Below are 18,701 nucleotides of genomic sequence, written 5' to 3' on the forward strand. Positions count from 1 at the left end.
TGCCGGCGACGCTGAACGCCCAATATGGCGTATCTGCGGCCAAAATGTCACTCGGTGGAGGTAATCTCCAATTAAACCAGCGAGGTAGCGGCGCGATGACGACATCGGAACCCGCCCCGGCCGAACGAGCCCGGATCCTGCTGCGCAGCCTCGACCGCGCCGCCCTGGCGACTCTGGACGCCGACGGGGCCCCCTATGCCTCGCTCGTGCTGGTCGCAACCGACCCGGCCGGGCAGGCGCTGTTGCTGATCTCGCGGCTGGCGGAGCACACCGGCAATCTCGAGGGCGACGCCCGGGCGGCTTTGCTGTTCGACGGCACCGCCGGGTTCGACCAGCCCCTGACCGGGCCGCGCCTGACCGTCTCCGGCCGGGCCGAGCCGGTGAGCGATCCGGCGCTGCACGCCCGCTACCTGGCCCGGCATCCGGACGCGGCCGCCTATGCCGGCTTCCCGGATTTCAGCCTGTGGCGGGTAAGGGTCGAGCGCGGCCACATGGTCGCCGGCTTCGGCGCCATCCACCGGCTCGACGCCACCGATCTGCTGATCAACCCGCCGCCGACGCTGACCGCGGCCGAGCCCGGCATCCTCGCCCATATGAACGAGGACCACGCCGATGCCGTCGACCTCTATGCCCAGGCGCTGCTCGGCCGGACCGGCAGCGGCTGGCGGATGACCGGGATCGACGCCGACGGCGCCGATCTGCGCCTCGGCGCCGCCGTCGCCCGGCTGGCCTTCGCGGCGCGGGTGACCGATGCCGAGTCGGCGCGGAAGGAGCTGGCGCGCCTGGTCCGCCACGCCCGCGGCGGCGGGCTGGCGGATTAGGCCAGGACTTTCAGCCGCTCCATGGTCTCGACCAGGGCGGTGCGGATGCCGGGCTCCATCGCCGAATGGCCGGCGTCGGGCACCACCACATAGGTCGCCTCGGGCCAGGCGCGGTGCAACTCGTCCGCCGTCCGGATCGGGCAGACGGTGTCGTAGCGGCCCTGCACGATGGTGGCGGGGATGTGCCGCAACCGGTCGATCTCGCGCAGCAGCCGGTCGGGCGGGGTGAACAGGTTGTTCAGGAAGTAATGCGCCTCGATCCGGGCCAGGCCCAGCGCATGCGCGTCCTCGCCGGCCGAGGCCACGATCTCCGGATTCGGCAGCAGGGTGGAGCAGGAGCCCTCATAGATGCTCCAGGCCCGGGCCGCGGGCAGGTGCACCGCCGGGTCCGGGTCGGTCAGCCGGCGGTGATACGCGCGGGTCAGGTCGCCGCGCTCGGCCGGCGGCAGGAACTCGACGAAGCTGCGATGCGCCTCCGGAAAGAAGGTGCCCATGCCGTGGAAGAACCAGTCGATCTCCTCCGGCCGCATCAGGAAGATGCCGCGCAGGGTCAGCGACCGGCAGCGCTGCGGATGCGCCTGGGCGTAGGCCAGCGCGAGGGTCGAGCCCCAGGAGCCGCCGAAGACGTGCCAGCGGTCGATGCCCAGCATGCGGCGCAGCCGCTCCATGTCCTCGACCAGGTGCTCGGTGGTGTTCTGCCGGGTCTCGCCCAGGGGCCGCGACCGGCCGGCGCCGCGCTGGTCGAAGATGATGATGCGGTAGAAGCCGGGGTCGAAGAAGCGGCGATGGGTGGGCGAGGCGCCGGCGCCCGGACCGCCGTGCAGGAACACCACCGGCACGCCGTCCGGGCGGCCGCACTGTTCCCAGTAGATGCTGTGCAGGTCGTCGACCGGCAGCAGGCCGGTGGCGAAGGGCTCGATGGTCGGGAAGATCAGGTCGCGCGGCATGGGTCTCGCTGTCGGCTCGGGCTCGCCCTTCCACTCTACGGAGTTGCTGGCGCATTGCCAAAAGCCGATCGAGGCGATGCCGGACGAGTTGCCCTATGCTGCGCCGATGCGCCGCGCCCTGCTTCCCCTTCTCCTGCTCTGCGCCGCGAGCGCCCGGGCCGAGTCGCCGGCCGTGCCGGAGGACGGCCCAGCGGTCGCGGTCTCGGCCGTGCTCGACGGCCGCACCGTCACCCTGGCCGACGGCACGGTGCTGCGGCTGAGCGCGCTCGACATTCCCGCCGGCCGCTGGCGGGACATCACCCGATCGGTGCTGGCCGGGCTGTTGCAGGACCAGTTGGTCCGGCCGGTGCGGTTGGCCCCGCCGGACCGTCACGGCCGGGTGCCCGCCGGGCTGCGGCGCGGGGACGGGCTCTCGCTGGAGGCGGAGCTGCTGCGCCGCGGCCTCGCCCGGGTCGACGCCGGCGGGGCCGACCCCGCGGCGGCGCTGGCCCCGCTGCTGGCGGCGGAAGCCGAGGCCCGGGCCGCCGGCCGCGGGCTGTGGGGCGATCCCGCCTTCGCGGTGCGGCTGGCGGATGTGCTCGGCCGCGGCGATCTCGACCGCTTCCAGATCGTCGAGGGGCGGGTGTCGCGGGCGGCGCTGGTGCGCGGCCGGGCCTATCTCAACTTCGGCGCCGATCCGCGGCAGGATTTCACGGTGACGGCGGAGCCGGAGGTCGTCCGCCGGCTGGCCGAAGCCGGGCAGGATCTCATGACGCTGCAGGGGCGGCGGGTCCGTGTGCGCGGCTGGCTCGACTGGTCCGGCGGGCCGCGTATGGTGCTCGGCCGGATGGAGCAGATCGAGAGGCTGGACTGAGATGAACCGTCGCGACCTGCTGCTGGGCCTGACGGCCGCGCCGCTGCTGCCGCGCATGGCCCGTGCCGTCCCTGACGAGGCGCAGGCGATCCGCGCAGCCTTCGGCGGCCCCTATGACGCGCCGGCGCTGCGCGACCACGTCGCCCGCATCGCCCAGCGGGTGGTGGATGCCGAGACCGGCGGCCGGCTGCGAGTGGCGGTCGAGCTGCTCGATTCCGACCAGGTCAACGCCGCGGCGCTGCCGGACGGCCGCCTGCTGGTCAATCGCGGCCTCCTGGCCCTGGCGCGCAGCGAGGCCGAGGTCGCCTCGGTTCTGGCGCACGAGATCGGCCATGTCGTCGCCGGCCATGCCAGGCTACGCGCGGCGCGGCCGCCGGTCGATCCGGCGGTCGCCGGCCTGGCGGAAGTCCAGGCCGAGGCCGAGTTCGACCGGGCGCAAGAGCAGGAGGCCGATCGGATCGGTATCGAGGCCCTGGCCCGGGCCGGCTTCGATCCTTCGGCGGCACCCGCCTTCCTGGCCCGGCTCGGCGCCGCTCAAGGCCTCGCCGCCTCCCTGTCCGGCCGGCCGGAGCTGGCCACGGCGGCGATCAGCGGCGGCGACCATCCGGAGACGGCGGAGCGGCTGGCGGCGGCCCGCGCCCGTGCCGCGGCGCTGCCGCCCGGCGAGGCCGGGGAGGAGGCCTGGCTCGCCGCCATCGACGGCCTGCCCTGGGGCGAGGGGAGGGGCCAGATCCCGATCCGCGGCCAGGCCGTGATCGACCCTGCGGCCCGCTTCCGCTGGGACGCGCCACTTGGCGTCGCCCTGCTGCGCCAGCGCCAGCGGGTGATGGGGATCGGGCCGGATGATTCGGTGATCCTGTTCGACCGGCTATCGCAGCCGCGGGCGCTGCCGGCGCGGCTGTTCCTGGAGCGGGTCTGGGGCAAGCGGGCGGGCGGCCTGCAGGGCGTCGGCGCCGGCGATCTCGGCGGCTTCCCCGCGGCCTGGGGCGTCGCCGGGCTGGCGATCGCCTCCGGCCGGTGGGAGGCGCTGCTGGTCGCGATCGAGACCTCGCCGGAGCGGCGCGAGCGCTTCACTGTGCTGACCCGGGCCGGCAGCCCGGCCACCCCGGTGGTCCGCGGCGCGGTCGAGAGCTTCCGCCGGATCGGCGCGGCCGAAGCCGCCGCGGTGCGGCCCCGCCGCCTCGCCGTCGTCACGGTGCAGCCGGGCGATACCGTGTCGGCGATGGTGGGGCGCATGCGGGTCGAGGCGGCTGAGGCGCAGTTCCGGCTGCTGAACGACGTCGCCGGGGAGGCGCCGACGCCGGGGATGAAAGTGAAGCTGATCGTGGAGTGACGCCACCAGATCCATCATTGCGAGGAGGCGAAGCCGACGAAGCAATCCAGGGGCGGTGCCACTGGATCGCCACGTCGCTACGCTCCTCGCGATGACGATATGAAAGCGGCCCCCGCTACTCCTCCAGGAACAGCTCCTCGGGTTCGGCCACGCGGCGGGAGATCGAGGCGCGCAGCTTGGTCAGCGCCCGGTGCTCGAGCTGGCGCACCCGCTCCTTGCTGACGCCGAGCTGGCGGCCCAGCTCCTCCAGCGTCGCACCGCTGTCGCGCAGGCGGCGCTGGCGGATGATGGTCTGCTCGCGCGGGCTCAGGGCGCCGATCGCCTCGGCCAGCCAACGCGAGCGGGTGACGTTGTCGCGCAGGCCGATCACCACCTCCTCGGGCGAGGGGCGGGGGTCGGCCAAGAGGCCCTGCCAGTCGTCCTCGCCATCCTCCGAGATCGGGGCGTTCAGCGACTGGTCGGCGGCGGCCAGGCGCATCTCCATCGCCTCGACATCGGCGATGTCGACCCTGAGCTCGCTGGCGATCCAGGCGCGGCCGGCCTGGGTCATGCCGGACTGGCCATCGGCGCTCTCGATCTTGGCGCGCAGCCGCCGCAGGTTGAAGAACAGCGATTTCTGCGCCGCGGTGGTGCCGGTGCGCACGATCGACCAGTTGCGCAGCACATAGTCCTGCATCGCCGAGCGGATCCACCACGCGGCATAGGTCGAGAACCGCACCTCGCGGTCGTGCTCGAACCGGGCGGCGGCCTGCATCAGCCCGACATTGCCCTCCTGCACCAGGTCGCCGATCGGCAGGCCGTAGTTGCGGAAGCGCGAGGCGGTGGCGATGACCAGGCGGGTATAGGCCCGGACCAGGGCGTGCAGAGCCGGCTCGTCATGGTCTTCGCGCCAGCGCCGGGCGAGCTCGAACTCGGTCTCGCGCGACAGCAGCGGCTCATTCATCGACGCCTTGATGAACTTCAGGTTGGCGCGCTGGGTCTCGGGATCGTCGAGATGCGGCATGGACGCCCCCTCTTCGGCCGAACGACGCCGCGGTCCATCCCGCGACCTCGATAGACGAACACCCTCCCGCATGACGACGTTCCCTCGCCGGCGGGGGTTCGTCCCTAGTGAGGAATTCGCCGGAACGGGACGGTCGGTTACAGGGGGGAGGAGTCGGTCAGGCCTCGACGATCTCGACCAGCGTCCCGTCGGGGTCGAACAGCCCGGCGGCGAGGCGGCCGCCGCGGCCGCAGCCGGAATCGAGCGTCACCGCCGGCCCGTCGAGCCGCAGCCCGCCGCCCGTCGGGTCATAGCCGCGGATCAGGCGGCGGAAGCCGGCGTAGGGCTCCTGCAGCGCGGCGAAGCCGGGGGCGGACCACCAGAAGGCGTCGCCTTGGGCGGCCAGCGGTCGGCTCGGGTCGATCCCGGCGCTGACGAACAGGATGCCGTCATCTTCGGTGTAGGCGGCCCGGCGCAGCGCGGCGTAGAGCGCGTTGTGGCCGGGGGCGGCGCGGATCGCCTCGCGCAGCCCATTGGTCCAGCGGGTCAGCCGGACGGCGCCCTCGCGCGCCGCGGCCAGACCCTCCTCGGGCCGGCCGCCATAGGCGCGCAGCGTGCCGTCGCCCCCCTGCGCCAGCATCCAGCGCAGCACGTCCTGCGGGTTCGGCGCGAATTGCAGCTGCAGCATCTTCTGCCACATCTCCTCCTGCGCCCCGCGCAGGAAGACGACGTCCTCGGCCAGCACGCCGGGGCGGGCGATCAGGGCCCGCCGCATCGACAGCACCTCGCCGACCAGGGCATGCAGCCGGTCGGACCGGCCGATCAGGTTGCCGAGATAGATCAGCCGGTCGCCGGGCTGGAACCGGGCCGCGACATGGTCGTGCAGCACGGCCAGGCGGTCGACCTCGCCATGCACGGCGCCGACGGCCCAGATCCGCTTCGGGCGGCCGAGCCGGGCGAATCTCTCGGAATCGCGGGTCACGCGGGGACGGGGAAAGAGGAACTGGTCATCTGCCGCCGCAGTTTAGCGGCTCGGTGCGGTGAAGCCAGCCTCAATCACCGGCCATGAAAAAGGCGGCCCGAAGGCCGCCTGTTTTCGGTGGGAAGAAGGGGCTCAGGCCGCCTTCTTCAGCACCTGCTCCAGCTTCTGGGTCGCCTTGACCTCGTCGATCTTCTCGACCGCGGCCAGCTCCCGCGCTAGGCGCTCCAGCGCCGCCTGGTAGATCTGGCGCTCGCTGTAGGACTGCTCCGGCTGGTCGGTGGCGCGGTGCAGGTCGCGCACCACCTCGGCGATCGACACCGGGTCGCCGGAATTGATCTTGGCCTCGTATTCCTGGGCCCGGCGGCTCCACATGGTGCGGCGCACGCGGCTGCGTCCGGTCAGGGTCTCCAGCGCAGTCTTGATCCGGTCCTTCGACGACAGCTTGCGCAGGCCCGACTTCTTCGCCTTGGCGACAGGAACCTTGAGCGTCATCCGCTCCTTCTCGAAGCTGATCGCATAGAGCTGCACGGTCATGCCGCTGATGCTGTGCGTTTCGAGCGCCTCGATGCGGCCAACGCCGTGCGCCGGATACACGACGTAGTCACCGACGTCGTACTCAAGTTCCTGAGCCATGTCTGCCAATGGAGTCACCCTCTGTGGTCGGACCCAGCGGCGGTGGCCGCCAACGGCCGCCGCCCCGCGCTTCGCCGCGCCGTGACCGCCTCGACCTCCGCACCGAAACGAGGACGCAGAAGTCGATTCCGACCCTGTAGTGCGGGATCGGAATGTGGTCGTCAGCACCGGGAATGGACAAAGATTATAATACGTTGCGCTTCCGATATGAAGGCCGAGTCCGCCCCGTTATGACGCTTTTTTTGCAATGCAGGCCGGCGGACTCGGCGAATCGTTAATTGCCTTCGCCCGGATTCGGGCTGAAATGCTCGGCGAATTTGTTCGCCACGTCCTTCCAGGAGTCGGCGTCGGCCGGCGCATCCTTCTTGCGGGTGATGTTCGGCCAGATCGCGGAGTATTCGCGGTTCAGCTCGCCCCACTTCTCCGCAGCCTCGGCCTCGGTGTCCGGCTTGATCGCCTCGGCCGGGCACTCCGGCTCACACACGCCGCAGTCGATACACTCGTCCGGGTGGATGACCAGCATGTTTTCGCCCTCGTAGAAGCAGTCCACGGGGCACACTTCGACGCAATCCGTGTACTTGCACTTGATGCAAGCTTCACCCACCACATAGGCCATACTTGATTTACTCCGGATCTCCTTCGACGGCCGCCGCGGCGCCGTTGCGGGCAAGCACGCGGCGGCGGGCAGCGCCGCTATCCGCGTCCGAGACGAATAGAAGCGCTGCGACTCGCCGCATCAGATTGGCTTCGAGATCGTCGACCTTACCATCCGCGAGGATCACATCCCACAGCATTTCCACAATGCGGATGCGCGCCGGCTCGTCGCAATGCGCGCGGATGGTGTGGGTCAGGGCGTGCCAGGAGACGGCGCCGTCGCTGTCGCGCTCAGCCTCGGCCTCCAGCTGCGCCGACTCGAAGGGGCCGAGCCGGAAGCGCCAGGTCAGCAGCGTCTGGATCCGCTCGCGCTCCGGCTCGTCCAGCGAATCGTCGACTCGCGCCGCCTCCATCAGCAGCGCGGCGACGGCGCGGCGCAGCGTCGCGTCGTCCGGGGCGGGCCGGGCGTCGCCGCGGGCCCAGTCGAGAATGTGGTTCAACATCGCCTAGATCTAGTCGCTGCCCCCCTTCGGCGGAAGGGACCGGCGGTCCCGTCCCGTCGGCCGGGGGCCTGCCACGGGCAGCGCCGTCTCCGGCGTCGGCGGCTGCAGGTCGCGGTACAGCAGCTGCGCCTCGCTGGCCGGGCCGCGGCGCTCGGCCAGGGCCAGCACCTCGATGACGCGGATGTGCCGGCCCTGGATGAAGGTCAGCACCTGGCCGGGGCGGATCGTCGCATGGGCCTTCTGGGTCGGCACGCCGTCGATGCGGACGCCGCCCGAGGCGCACAGCTTCGCCGCCAGGCTGCGGGTCTTGAAGAAGCGCGCCTGCCACAGCCACTTGTCCAGCCGCGGCCGCTCGGTATCCCGGTCAGCCATTGCGGTGGAGCTGGGCGAGCTTGGCGAAGGGGCTGTCGGCCGCCACCGTTGCGCGCCGCGGCGCCTGGGGTCGCTTGGTCCTCACCGGAACATAGGTCACGCGTCCCTCGTCGTCCTGGGTCGGCCGATACCCGGCCGCCTGCAGGATAGCCGGGATTTCGGCGACGGTGCAGCCGACGATCGGCGCCAGCGCCGGATCGGCGGTCAGCCCGCCACGGCGGCGGCGCGATTCGGCGGCGTCGCGCAGCGCGTCGATGCGGTCGAGCCGGATGCGCCGCGGGCCGCAGGGGACGAAGCCCGCAAGGTCCAGCGCCGCGGCGTCCTGGCCCGCCTCCGCCGGCACCGAGATCCGGGCCGGCGCGGGCAGGGCGGCCGGCAGCTTGCGGCCGTTCGCGACGGCGCCCAGCAGCACGCGCAGCGCGGTCGGCCGCGGCTTCAGCATCGGCGCCAGATAGACATGGCTCGGCCCGAAGCGCACGCCGAAGCCGGCGAGCTGCCTGCGGTCGGCCGCGGTCAGGGCGTGGACCAGCCCCTCCAGCGCGCGTCGCGGCTGGATCCCCAGCCCCTCGACCAGCTGGAAGGCGATGCCGCGCGCAGCGCCGCTCAGCGCCGCGTCGCGCAGCCGCAGCAGCGGCCGCAGCTCCTGCGCGACATGATCGGCCAGGAAACGCGTCAGCCGCGCCGTCACCCGGTCGCGGGCCGCGCCGTCCAAGAGGTCGGTGTCGCGCACCCTGACCGCGGGGGCCAGCGGCGACGGGCCGGCGGCGACGCGGCCGATGCCGACGCCGCGCCAGGACACGACGCCGTCGGCGGCCAGGGCGAAATCGGCGTCGGGCGCGGCCTCCAGCCGGGCGACGCGGGCCGCCACCTCGTCCTTCAGCGCCCGCCGCGCGGCGCTGCGGATCGCCCGCAGATCGTCATCCTCGATGGTGGCGTCGGGCAAGAAGGCGAAGCCCTCGATGCTGCCGACATGCTCGCCCTCGACCAGCACCTCGCTCCGCGCGTTGACGGCGGCCAGCAGCTCCCCGCCCGCCTTCATCGAGCGGACCAGGAGCGCGGTGCGGCGGTCGACGAAGCGCTGGGTCAGGCGCTCGTGCAGCGCGTCGGACAGACGGTCCTCGACCGCGCGGGTGCGGTCCTGCCAATGCGCCGAATCGGCGATCCAGGTGCCGCGATGGGCGACGTAGGTCCAGGTCCGGATATGGGCGATGCGGGCAACCAGCGCGTCGATGTCGCCCTCGGTCCGGTCCAGCCGGGCCACCTGGCCCGCCACCCAGTCGGTGTCCAGCCTTTCGTCCGGCCCGGTCAGCTGGCGGAAGATCTGGCCCTGCATGCGGACATGGGCGTCGGACAGCACCTTCCGGAAGTCCGGGATCTGGCAGACCTCCCACAGCAGGCGCACCGCCGCCGGGTTGGCGGCGCGACCCATCAGCTCCGTGTCGCGCATGAGGAGGCCGAGCGAGAGCTGGTCGTCCGCCTCGGCCATCCGCCGCAGCTCCGGCCGGTGCGGCCGCCGCTCCAGGCTGCGCAGCAGGCCCAAGGGGCTGCGGAAGTCGAGGTCGGAACTGCGCCACATAACCGACTGCAGCGGGTCGAAGCGGTGGTTCTCGACCCGGTCGACCAGCTCCTCGTCCAGCGTGCCGGCCTCGTCGGTGGTGCCGAAGGTGCCGTTGGCCATGTGCCGCCCGGCGCGGCCGGCGATCTGGGCGATCTCGGTCGCGTGCAGCCGGCGCGGGAAGCGGCCGTCGAACTTGGTCAGCCGGGCGAAGGCGACATGGTCGATATCCATGTTCAGCCCCATGCCGATGGCGTCGGTCGCCACCAGGTAATCGACCTCGCCCGACTGGTACAGGCCGACCTGGGCGTTGCGGGTGCGCGGGGACAGCGCGCCCAGCACCACCGCGGTGCCGCCGCGCTGGCGGCGCATCAGCTCGGCGATCTCGTAGACGTCATTGGCCGAGAACACGACGATGGCGCTGCGCGGCGGCAGCCGCGTCAGCTTGCGCTTGCCGGTGTGGGTCAGCTCGGAGAAGCGCGGGCGGGTCACGAATTCCGCCTCCGGCACCAGCTTGCGGATCAGTGGGCGGATCGTCTCCGCCCCCATGACCATCGTTTCGGCGCCGCCGCGGGCGTGCAGCAGCCGGTCGGTGAAGACGTGGCCGCGCTCCGGGTCGGCGCAGAGCTGGATCTCGTCGATGCCGAGGAAGGCGACCGGGCGGTCCAGCGGCATGCTCTCGACCGTGCACAGGAACCAGCGGGCGCCGGGCGGCACGATCTTCTCCTCGCCCGTCACCAAAGCGACATGGGCCCGTCCCTTGATCGCCACGATCCGATCGTAGTTCTCGCGGGCGAGCAGGCGGAGCGGGAAGCCGATCATGCCGCTCGCATGGCCGAGCATGCGTTCGATGGCGAGATGGGTCTTTCCGGTGTTGGTCGGGCCGAGAACGGCCGTGAGGCGCGGGCGATCACCTGCGAGGTCCATAACCGACAATTGAACGCTGCAAGCCGCTAATGCAAGACTGCCGCCCGGCCGGCGGCGCGGGCGGCCGTTTTGGTCGCAGCCGGCATGTGCCAGGGCCTCCGCCCGGATAGACGGAGAATATCGAGATGCGTTCGCTTTCCCTGTTCGCCGCCGGCGTCGCCGCCTGGATCCTGCTGCCGGGCGCCGCTCAGGCGCAGGCGACGGCGGACGGCGCCGAGAAGATCCGGCTCGGCCTCAAGGACTGGATCGCCAGCCACCTGACCACGCCGGACAAGTCGGTGGTGGTCAACTTCCAGGGGCCGATCACGGTCGAGCCGCAGGGCAATTCCTACAAGGCCGTGATCCCCAGGTCGGAAGTCGTGTTCACGACCACTGCCCAACACGCCACCTATCAGGAGAAGCCTCCCGAGTCCGGGGGGGTGGTGACGGAGCCCACGAACACGACGACATTGGCTCTCGACCCGATCGAGCTGAGGCTGACGCCGCTGGCCAATGGCTGGCTGGACACCGTCGCGACCATTCCCTCCGCCTATCGCCTCGTCCCGGCCAAGGGCGACGACAAGGGGCTGGAGGTGACGATCGGGACACAGTCGCTGCGCGGCGTCTTCGCCCCGCAATACCACGCCTTCATGTCGCTGGACGGTAAGCTGGGCCAGGTCACCGCCCATTCGCTGAACCCGGACGAGGCGAAGGGTGCGTTCCGGATCGGCGAGGTTGCGCTCGTCGGCGACAGCCACGAGGTCGGCCGCGACATCTATGACAGCACCGGCACGGTGACGCTGTCCGACATCGCCTTCACCGACGATGCCGGGGCGCAGCTCTTCCACTTCGACGGCGCCACGGTCGAGGGCAAGGCGACCGCGGCCAACATGGCGGCGCTGCGCGCCTTCAGCGACACGCTGACGGAGCTGCAGAAGCGCCACCCGCCCCTGCCCGACGGGCAGATGCCGAAGGAGTTCCTGGCCGAGCTCGGCAAGGTGTTCGGCGCCACCCCGAAGCTGTTCGACGATTTCGGCTTCACCTACGGGCTGAAGGGGCTCGAGGTCACGCCGGGTGACGGCGAGGTCAGCAAGGTGACGGTCGCCTCCGCCGGCTTCGGCGCCGGCATCGCCGGCCTGGCCCAGGACGCCTCGACCTTCCGCATCACCTTCGACCTGGCCCAGCTCGGCGTCGACCCGCTGCCGCAGTTCGGCCAGTTCATCCCGCACAGCGCGACCGTCGATCTGGCGCTGACCAACCTGCCGAACCAGGCGATGCTGCAGGCGCTGACCGGCATGCTCGACGCCTCGGCCACGCTCGGCCCCGACCAGGCGGCGGAGATCGCCGGCGCGCAGCTGCAGCAGGCGGTGCTGAACAGCAATGGGGCGGTCGAGATCCGCTCGTTCAAGGCGGCGTCGCCGCTGACCAGCCTCGACCTGACCGGCACGCTGCGGCCGAACCCGAAGGCGCCGCTGATGATGACCGGCGACGCCCGGCTGGTGGTCACCGGCCTCGAGCAGGCGCTGGAGGCCGCCAAGGCCGCGCCAGACGGGCAGGAGATGGTGCAGGGGCTGACCGTGCTGCAGACCATGGGCGCTCAGGAGACGGTCGACGGCAAGCCGGCCCGCACCTACAAGCTCGAGATCAAGGACACTGGCGAGATCCTCCTGAACGGGACCGACCTCAAGCCGCTGCTCGGCATGAAATGACGGACCGGACCGGCGAACTCGCATTGGGGAGGCAAGCATGACACGGTCGATCTGCATCCTTCTGGGCTCTGCCCCGCTCTGGCTCGCCGGCGGCGCCCTGGCCCAGTCGACCCCGGACGGCGCGGCGGCACTGCGCGACGGGTTGAACGAGATGCTGAAGCCGATCCTGGGTATCCAGGTTCAGCAGCAGCCGCTGTTCACCGGACCGGTCACGGTCGAGCCGGCCGGCGCCGGCTATACGGTGGAATTCCCAGGCATCGACCTGAAGCTGAAGGGGTCGCAGGAGAAGGGGCCGAAGTCGGTGGCGCTGCGCTGTGATGCGCAGACCTACAACGCCGTTTCGACCGGCGGCGCCACCTGGCGGCTGGAGAGCAGCCAGCCGATGAACTGCGTCGCCGAGCCAGAGGGCGAGCCCAGGGTCACGCTGACCAGCCGGGCGCTCCAGGCCCGTCTCGTGCTCGATCTCGACCAGAAGCTGTTCACCGAAAGCGAGATGCGGGTCGACGCCGTCGCCATCGGTCAGGAGGGTGAGGCCGGCAAGGTCACGATCGACCGCGTCTCCGGGTCCAGCCGGATCGATCCGGCCGCCGACCCGTCCCGCCACAACGTCGCCTTCAAGATGGAGGCCAACGGCCTCAGCGCCTTCGACGAGACCGGGGTCGAGCGTTTCACACTGGGTCACGCCGCCTATGACGCCACCATGAAGGGCATGGATGTGCGGCAGGTCATCGCCAGCACCGGCGAGGTGTTCGACGTCTATGCCGAGATGATCGAGTCGATGGCCGGATCCGACGGGGCGCCGGGCGGCCCGGAGCCGGCCGACGCCATGCCGCCCGAGATGATGAAGAAGCTGATGGACCCCATGAAGCGCATGATGGAGTCCTACGGCAGCGCCGGCGAGTTCGCCGGCACCTTCACCGATCTGCGGGTGAAGGCGCCGGACGTGCAGGTGACGATCGACCGGGTGCGTTTCTCGGAAGGCTATGACGGCGCACCCGGCCCGAAGGGCACCGGTGCGGTGGAGATCGAGATGGCCGGGCTGGCGCTGGCGCCGAAGCCGCCCTTCGTCGAATGGATCCCGACCGATGCCACCATCCGGCTGAACGCCAGCGGCATTCCCTGGGCGGAGGTCGGGACGGCCTACATGGCGATGATGGAGGCCTCGACCGAGCAGATGGACAAGCCGGCCGAGGCGGAGCAGCGCATGGCCCAGTCGATGATGGAGCTGGCCGGCATCCTGCGCCGCGCCGGCAGCCGGCTCGACGTCACCGCCTTCCGCATCACCGCGCCCGAAGCGGCGATCGATCTTGGCGGCTTGGTGCAGGGCGCCGACGCGGCGGCGCATGGCGTGACCGCCGATCTCGACCTCCGCATCACCAATCTCGACGGGCTGATCAAGTTCGTGCAGGGGCTGCCGGATGGCGCCCAGGCCGCGGCCGGCCTGACCATGGCGCAGGTGATGGGGCGCCAGGCCACGACCGATGACGGCCGCCCGGCGCGCGACTACGACATCGTCGTCGACGACGCCGGCAAGATCCTGGTCAACGGCACCGACCTGGCCGCGATCGCGCCGAAGCAGTAGCCGCGAGACGTCACCGTTCCCTGAAACGAAAGGCGATGACGGTGAAAATCCTGATCCTGCCGAGCATTGCGGCCCTTCTCGCCTTGACGCCCTCTTCCGGTGCCGAGGAACTGAAAGCGGGGCCGCTCTTTGCGATGTGCTCCACCAGGAACGACGCGAACTCCAGCCTTGGCTGCGCCGCTTTCACGGAGGGCTTCGTTCAGGGGCTGGCCGGCTCGGGCGCCATCTGTCCGCCGCCGTATGCATATAAGGAGGTCATCGCCGATCTCCTGAAGATGCCGCGCCGGGAGATCGGCGATAGGAGCGTTGCTCAGGTGCTGGTCCCGCGGCTGAAGGCGAAATATCCCTGCTCACCCGCGTGAGCACCCGTGCCGTGGCCGCCAACTCGAGAGGTCCTGGGCCCAGGAAGTCGCCGCCATGGCTCCGCCCGACGCGGACCAGGCCGTGATTGATATTCTGCATCCATAAATCGATAATCGGCGTTCATAACTGCAACGTGTTTACATGAACGTCTTTCCTCTTGTGACCCGATCGGGGTGGCCGGGCGCCGGCCGCCGCATGGTCGGCGCCTTTCGGCCGCAAAGCTGATGTCTGCTCATGAGCGCCGCCGGGTCGGTCTTCGGACCAGGACCGGAGCCTGGCGCGTCGGCCACGGCCCTCATCGGCTGAATTGGATCTGCCCTTCATGAGCTTTCTCACAGGTTTCGGCCGCTTCCTTCCCGGCGAGCCCGTCGGCAATGCCGAACTCGAGGCGCTGTTCGGTCCCCTGTCGCCGCGTCAGCGTCGCCTGCAGGAGGAGGCGCTGGCCCATAACGGGATCGAGCGCCGCCATTACTCCCTCGACCGCACCGGCGCCTTCCGCTTCAGCAACGCCGGGATGGCGGCGGAGGCGGCTCGGGCCGCCTTGGAGAATGCGGGGCTGCCGCCGGGGGACCTTGCCTTCCTGGCCGCGGGCACCTCCGGCGGCGATGTCCTGGCGCCCGGCTTTGCCAGCATGGTGCATGGCCGGCTCGGCCTGCCTCCCCTCGGGCTGGCCAGCCTGCAATCCTTCTGCGCCAGCGGCATGATGGCGCTGCAGGCCGCGCATCACGCCATCGTCGCCGACGGCCGGCCCAACGCCCTGGCTGTGGCGTCGGAATTCGCCAGCCGCTTCTTCCGCGCCGGCTTCTTCGACTCCGGACGTTTCGACCTCGATGCCGAATTCCTGCGCTGGATGCTCTCCGACGGCGCCGGGGCCGTGCTGCTGGAGGCGCGGCCGGCCCGTCTTGGGGTCAGCCTGAGCCTCGACTGGATCGACGTCGTGTCCCACGCCGGGCATCACGACACCTGCATGGTCGGCGGAGCCCGCCCGTCACCCGGCGCCGAGGACGGGCTGGCCGCCTGGGCCACCTATCCGACGCTGCAGGCGGCGGTCGACGACGGCGCCTTCCGCCTGCGCCAGGATCTCAAGCGGCTCGACGCCATCGTGCCGATGTGCATCGCGCGCTATTTCGCGCTGATCGATGCCGGCCGGATCGACCCCGACCGGATCGACTATGCCCTGTGCCACATCTCCTCCGCCGCCTTCCGCAGCAAGATGCTGGCGGGGCTGGAGGCGGCCGGCCGGCCGCTCGACCCGGCGAAGCTGTTCTCCAACCTGGCCACCTGCGGCAATACCGGCGCCGCCTCGATCTACATCATGCTGGAGGAGCTGGTGCGGACGCAGCCGCTGGAGCCGGGCCAGCGCATCGTCCTGATGGTCCCGGAAAGCGGCCGCTTCATCGCCGCCTACGCCCATCTGACCGTGGTCGGGCCGGATCGGGAGGTCCCGGCGCAGCCGGGCCCTTCCACGACGAGGCCGGCCGAAGCCCCGGCGCCGGACTCTCCCGCGACCACCTCCGACGTGGTCCTGCGGCTGCGGCAACGCCTGGCCGCGGTCTGGGCGGCCTTCGAAAGCGATCTCGACTCGGTCCCGGTCGTCGCCCGGTTGCGGCACGGTCGCCTGACCCTCGGCGACTACCGGCAATTCCTGTTCGACCTGCGCCAGCAGGTCGTCGAAGGGGCACGGTGGATCGCCCGCGCCGCGTCGTCGATCGGGCCCGAGCTGGTGGCGATACGCCCCTTGTTCATCGGCCATTCCGGGGCGGAGCAGAACGATTTCCGCCTGCTGGAGGAGGATTACGTGGCGGTCGGCGGGTCGCTCGACGACATCCGCCGAGGCCGCAAGAACATCGGGTCGGAGGCCCTGTCCGCATGGATGTTCCAGAAGGCGAGCGAACCCAATCCGATCGACCTCCTGGGCGCCATGGTGATCATCGAGGGGCTGGGGGAGCGCATCGCCGGGCGCTGGGGCACCGCGATCCAGGAGCAGCTGGGCCTGCGGGACGACCAGGTGCGGTTCCTGCGCCACCATGCGGCGGAAGATGAAGGCCACATTGCCAAGCTGTGGTCGCTGTTGGAGCAGCTGAACCTGTCCGAGGCGCAGATCGACGGCATCGTCGCCTGCGCCAAGGTGACCGCGCGGTTGTACCGGCTTCAGCTGGAGGAGCTGGGCAACCGATGAGCGTGCAGCCGCCCACTGCCGGAGCGGGCTCCTGGCCGGCGGATTTCGATCCGGCCCGATCGCCGCCGGACGACCCGGACCCCTGGACCACGCTCTACGTCGATCAGGCACTGTGGATCGATCCCGAGGCGAAGGCGGCCCTGGTCCGCAACATGCGGTCCTGGTCGCGCCGGGCGGTTCTGCCGATCCTGCGCCCCGTCGCCCGCACCTTCGTCGTCATCAATACCCTGATCCGGCTGGCCCTTCCCAGCACGCTGGCGCGGCCGGTGCTGCTGCATCGCATCCTGGTCTGGGGCCTGCGCCGCTTCGTGCGCCGCGACGCCAACTTCCTGGTCCTCCGCCACTTCCACCTGGGGTCGGAGATCCTGGCCTTCATCGCCGCCAACGTGCCCGGCTTCACGCCCACGACCAGACCGCTGCGCCCGGCCAATGTCGGCCAGCTGATGCCGGATGTGTTCCTGCGCCATGACATCAACATCTACAGGTTCATCCTCGAGCTGAACGCCTATCTCGCCGCCACCGGGCGCGAGCTGACGCCGCCGGAGCGGCTCGACCTGTCGCCGATCACGGACGGGCCGATGCCGATCGACCCCGTGCTGGACGGCACCGACAACGGCATCGACGTGCACAGCGCGGTCGAGGCCTATACGCCGATCTATCAGCTGCTCCTCAGCGACCGCGACTTCTGGCGCGCCAGCAACTCGCTGCAGCTGGACGAAATCATCGGCATCTATGTCGCCCGGATCCTCGGCAATCCGTACAACCTGGCCTTCATGCTGAACCGCCACCCGCTGATCCCGGAATCGACGCTGAAGGCGGGATTCCGGCTGATGCTGCACGGCTTGGTGACCGAGCAGCTGCACGGCTATCTCCGCCAGCTCAAGCGCGCCCAGGCGACCGGGGCGACGATCCCGGGCACCCGCGCCAGGATGGATGGCTGACCGCATGACATCGACCGTGCGGCAAGGCCTGTTCGCATCGCTCCGCCATGCTCTCGCCGCGCGCCGCAACGGCCTCCATGGCATCCCGGCGGAGTCCTACGCCGCGGCCTGGACCGAGCAGGCGGTGCTGGGCTGGCGCTACCTGCTGGCCAACGAGCCGGAGGCGATCCGCGCGATCCTGACGGCCGACGAGGACGCGACCGGCAAGGCGCTGTGGGTGCAGCGGACGATCGGCCCGGCCCTGGGCGACGGGCTGCTGTCGACCGAAGGCCAGGACTGGCGCCGCAGCCGCATCGTGGTCCAGCCGATGTTCCACCCCTCGCGCATCGCCGCACGGCACGAGGCGATCGTGCAGGCGGCCGAGGACCTCGGCGCGCGCTGGCGCGCGGCTGCCTGTGGCGGGGACGGGGTGCGCGACGCCGTCCCCGATCTCAGCCGGGCCACGCGGGAGATCCTGCTGGCGCTGTTCTTCGATCCGGATTTCTCCGACATCCTCGCCCGGCTGGGCGATCTGATCCCGATCCTGCAGGAGACGGCGGGGCGGGCCCGGTTCAAGACGCTGCTGGGGCTGCCGCGCTGGTGGCCGGATCGGCTCGGCCCCGACTTCCAGCGCGCGCACCGGGCGCTGAGGGGTGCGCTGGACGACGCCCTCGCCCGCCGCCGCGCCGACCCGACCCCACATGACGACCTGCCCGGCCGGCTGCTCGCCGCCGGCGCCGAAGCCGGGCTCGACGACGCCCGCATCCGGGCGGAGATCACGACGCTGTTCTTCGCCGGCTACGAGACCACGGCGAACGGCATGGCCTGGGCAGTGTGGGAATTGGCGCACCGCCCGGACCTCGCCGATGCGATCCGTGATGAGCTCCTGACGGTGACCGGCGGCCCCCTGCCGGGGCCCGATCAGCTGTCCGCCCTCGGTCTGACCAACCGCGTGATCCACGAGGTTCTGCGCCTCTATCCGCCGGGATGGATCGTCGGCCGCAGGACACTGCAGCCGCTGGAGGTTCCCGGCGACGGACGGCCTCGCCGGATCCGCCGCGGCACCACCATCAACATCGCCGCCTGGGTCACCCATCGCAGCCCGCGCCACTGGCCGGACCCGGATCGGTTCGATCCCGAACGATTTGCCGAGGCCGCCACCGCCCAGCGGCCGCGCGGCGTCTACTTCCCGTTCGGCCACGGGCCGCGCGCCTGCCCCGGACGGGGCCTCGCCCTGGCCGAGATGACGGTGCTCGTCGCCTTGATCACGCGGGACTTCAGGCTGCAGCCGGCCGGTCCCGCGCCGGAGCCCCTGGGCCGGGTCACCCTGCGTCCGGGGACGCCGGTGACGATCCATATCACACCGCGCGACCAGCGCCACTGACGGCTTGCGCCCGAACCTCGCCGCACTGATGCCGAAGTGACGGCGCCCGCGGGCGCAGGAGAGGCGTGTCCGGGGCGGGGGTT

The 18,701-nt window shown here is 71.1% G+C and carries 17 protein-coding genes; 9 read left to right on the forward strand and 8 right to left on the reverse strand.

All coding sequences use genetic code 11. The features are described from left to right. The first annotated feature begins 95 nt into the window (after positions 1-95). Positions 96-821, forward strand: coding sequence for a HugZ family protein (locus tag KXR53_RS29375; protein WP_437378932.1), 726 nt, complete (start codon positions 96-98; stop codon positions 819-821). Here KXR53_RS29375 and pip read toward each other — a convergent pair. Then, on the reverse strand, positions 818-1,768 hold the full coding sequence (gene pip, locus KXR53_RS29380; RefSeq protein WP_437378935.1) for a prolyl aminopeptidase: 951 nt from the start codon (positions 1,766-1,768) through the stop codon (positions 818-820). The two genes, KXR53_RS29375 and pip, sit on opposite strands and share 4 nt — an antisense overlap. On the opposite strand from pip, the gene KXR53_RS29385 reads away from it, so the two are divergent. Continuing rightward, positions 1,767-2,621 carry a thermonuclease family protein gene (locus tag KXR53_RS29385; protein WP_437378937.1) on the forward strand — a complete coding sequence of 285 codons (855 nt, stop codon included), beginning with the start codon at positions 1,767-1,769 and terminating at the stop codon, positions 2,619-2,621. The two genes, pip and KXR53_RS29385, sit on opposite strands and share 2 nt — an antisense overlap. A gap of 1 nt (position 2,622) precedes the next feature. Next, complete coding sequence (locus KXR53_RS29390; RefSeq protein WP_437378939.1) at positions 2,623-3,954, forward strand: M48 family metalloprotease; 1,332 nt, start codon at positions 2,623-2,625, stop codon at positions 3,952-3,954. Positions 3,955-4,069: 115 nt separating this feature from the next. Here the strand turns inward: KXR53_RS29390 and KXR53_RS29395 are convergent, their stop codons facing one another. The 7 genes from KXR53_RS29395 to KXR53_RS29425 form a co-directional block, all read right to left on the reverse strand. Beyond that, positions 4,070-4,957, reverse strand: coding sequence for an RNA polymerase factor sigma-32 (locus KXR53_RS29395; RefSeq protein ID WP_437378941.1), 888 nt, complete (start codon positions 4,955-4,957; stop codon positions 4,070-4,072). 157 nt (positions 4,958-5,114) lie between these two features. Continuing rightward, a complete protein-coding gene (locus tag KXR53_RS29400) occupies positions 5,115-5,918 on the reverse strand; it encodes a hypothetical protein (RefSeq protein WP_437378943.1) in 804 nt (267 codons plus the stop codon). Positions 5,919-6,050: 132 nt separating this feature from the next. Next, the gene (locus KXR53_RS29405; RefSeq protein WP_026869126.1) at positions 6,051-6,551 is read right to left on the reverse strand and encodes a CarD family transcriptional regulator; all 501 of its coding nucleotides are present in this window, start codon (positions 6,549-6,551) and stop codon (positions 6,051-6,053) included. Positions 6,552-6,825: 274 nt separating this feature from the next. Next, positions 6,826-7,167, reverse strand: a complete 342-nt coding sequence (fdxA, locus tag KXR53_RS29410) for a ferredoxin FdxA (RefSeq protein ID WP_437378946.1) — start codon at positions 7,165-7,167, stop codon at positions 6,826-6,828. A 7-nt stretch (positions 7,168-7,174) separates the two neighbouring features. Continuing rightward, positions 7,175-7,648 carry a TerB family tellurite resistance protein gene (locus KXR53_RS29415; protein WP_437378948.1) on the reverse strand — a complete coding sequence of 158 codons (474 nt, stop codon included), beginning with the start codon at positions 7,646-7,648 and terminating at the stop codon, positions 7,175-7,177. A 9-nt stretch (positions 7,649-7,657) separates the two neighbouring features. Then, positions 7,658-8,020 (reverse strand): RNA-binding S4 domain-containing protein, encoded by a 363-nt coding sequence (locus KXR53_RS29420; protein ID WP_437378951.1) that lies wholly within the window; start codon positions 8,018-8,020, stop codon positions 7,658-7,660. After that, positions 8,013-10,502, reverse strand: coding sequence for a helicase-related protein (locus KXR53_RS29425; protein WP_437378953.1), 2,490 nt, complete (start codon positions 10,500-10,502; stop codon positions 8,013-8,015). The genes KXR53_RS29420 and KXR53_RS29425 overlap by 8 nt, the downstream gene beginning before the upstream one ends. 125 nt (positions 10,503-10,627) lie before the next feature. Between KXR53_RS29425 and KXR53_RS29430 the strand changes: the two genes are divergently transcribed. The 6 genes from KXR53_RS29430 to KXR53_RS29455 all read left to right on the forward strand — a co-directional run bounded on the left by KXR53_RS29430 (position 10,628) and on the right by KXR53_RS29455 (position 18,618). Continuing rightward, positions 10,628-12,190: a hypothetical protein gene (locus KXR53_RS29430; RefSeq protein ID WP_437378955.1), complete on the forward strand. Its 1,563-nt coding sequence runs from the start codon at positions 10,628-10,630 to the stop codon at positions 12,188-12,190. 37 nt (positions 12,191-12,227) lie between these two features. Continuing rightward, entirely contained in the window at positions 12,228-13,772 is a 1,545-nt protein-coding gene (locus KXR53_RS29435; protein ID WP_437378957.1) for a hypothetical protein, read from the forward strand. Positions 13,773-13,807: 35 nt separating this feature from the next. Next, complete coding sequence (locus tag KXR53_RS29440; protein ID WP_437378959.1) at positions 13,808-14,134, forward strand: hypothetical protein; 327 nt, start codon at positions 13,808-13,810, stop codon at positions 14,132-14,134. Between the two features lie 323 nt (positions 14,135-14,457). Continuing rightward, a complete protein-coding gene (locus KXR53_RS29445) occupies positions 14,458-16,314 on the forward strand; it encodes a 3-oxoacyl-[acyl-carrier-protein] synthase III C-terminal domain-containing protein (RefSeq protein WP_437378961.1) in 1,857 nt (618 codons plus the stop codon). Then, complete coding sequence (locus KXR53_RS29450; RefSeq protein WP_437378963.1) at positions 16,311-17,255, forward strand: DUF6999 family protein; 945 nt, start codon at positions 16,311-16,313, stop codon at positions 17,253-17,255. The genes KXR53_RS29445 and KXR53_RS29450 overlap by 4 nt, the downstream gene beginning before the upstream one ends. 4 nt (positions 17,256-17,259) lie before the next feature. Further along, positions 17,260-18,618, forward strand: coding sequence for a cytochrome P450 (locus tag KXR53_RS29455; protein ID WP_437378966.1), 1,359 nt, complete (start codon positions 17,260-17,262; stop codon positions 18,616-18,618). Positions 18,619-18,701 lie beyond the last annotated feature (83 nt).

Source organism: Inquilinus limosus, from assembly GCF_051487185.1.
Taxonomy (GTDB): Bacteria; Pseudomonadota; Alphaproteobacteria; order DSM-16000; family Inquilinaceae; genus Inquilinus; species Inquilinus limosus_F.

Excerpts from the sequence above, each read along its gene's own strand:
- KXR53_RS29450 (WP_437378963.1), top strand. The coding sequence starts at position 16,311 with ATGAGCGTGCAGCCGCCCACTGCCGGAGCGGGCTCCTGGCCGGCGGAT.
- KXR53_RS29390 (WP_437378939.1), top strand. The coding sequence starts at position 2,623 with ATGAACCGTCGCGACCTGCTGCTGGGCCTGACGGCCGCGCCGCTGCTG.
- KXR53_RS29375 (WP_437378932.1), top strand. The coding sequence starts at position 96 with ATGACGACATCGGAACCCGCCCCGGCCGAACGAGCCCGGATCCTGCTG.
- KXR53_RS29415 (WP_437378948.1), bottom strand. The coding sequence starts at position 7,648 with ATGTTGAACCACATTCTCGACTGGGCCCGCGGCGACGCCCGGCCCGCC.
- KXR53_RS29405 (WP_026869126.1), bottom strand. The coding sequence starts at position 6,551 with ATGGCTCAGGAACTTGAGTACGACGTCGGTGACTACGTCGTGTATCCG.
- KXR53_RS29435 (WP_437378957.1), top strand. The coding sequence starts at position 12,228 with ATGACACGGTCGATCTGCATCCTTCTGGGCTCTGCCCCGCTCTGGCTC.
- KXR53_RS29445 (WP_437378961.1), top strand. The coding sequence starts at position 14,458 with ATGAGCTTTCTCACAGGTTTCGGCCGCTTCCTTCCCGGCGAGCCCGTC.
- KXR53_RS29395 (WP_437378941.1), bottom strand. The coding sequence starts at position 4,957 with ATGCCGCATCTCGACGATCCCGAGACCCAGCGCGCCAACCTGAAGTTC.
- KXR53_RS29430 (WP_437378955.1), top strand. The coding sequence starts at position 10,628 with ATGCGTTCGCTTTCCCTGTTCGCCGCCGGCGTCGCCGCCTGGATCCTG.
- fdxA (WP_437378946.1), bottom strand. The coding sequence starts at position 7,167 with ATGGCCTATGTGGTGGGTGAAGCTTGCATCAAGTGCAAGTACACGGAT.
- pip (WP_437378935.1), bottom strand. The coding sequence starts at position 1,768 with ATGCCGCGCGACCTGATCTTCCCGACCATCGAGCCCTTCGCCACCGGC.
- KXR53_RS29425 (WP_437378953.1), bottom strand. The coding sequence starts at position 10,502 with ATGGACCTCGCAGGTGATCGCCCGCGCCTCACGGCCGTTCTCGGCCCG.
- KXR53_RS29455 (WP_437378966.1), top strand. The coding sequence starts at position 17,260 with ATGACATCGACCGTGCGGCAAGGCCTGTTCGCATCGCTCCGCCATGCT.
- KXR53_RS29420 (WP_437378951.1), bottom strand. The coding sequence starts at position 8,020 with ATGGCTGACCGGGATACCGAGCGGCCGCGGCTGGACAAGTGGCTGTGG.
- KXR53_RS29385 (WP_437378937.1), top strand. The coding sequence starts at position 1,767 with ATGGGTCTCGCTGTCGGCTCGGGCTCGCCCTTCCACTCTACGGAGTTG.
- KXR53_RS29440 (WP_437378959.1), top strand. The coding sequence starts at position 13,808 with ATGACGGTGAAAATCCTGATCCTGCCGAGCATTGCGGCCCTTCTCGCC.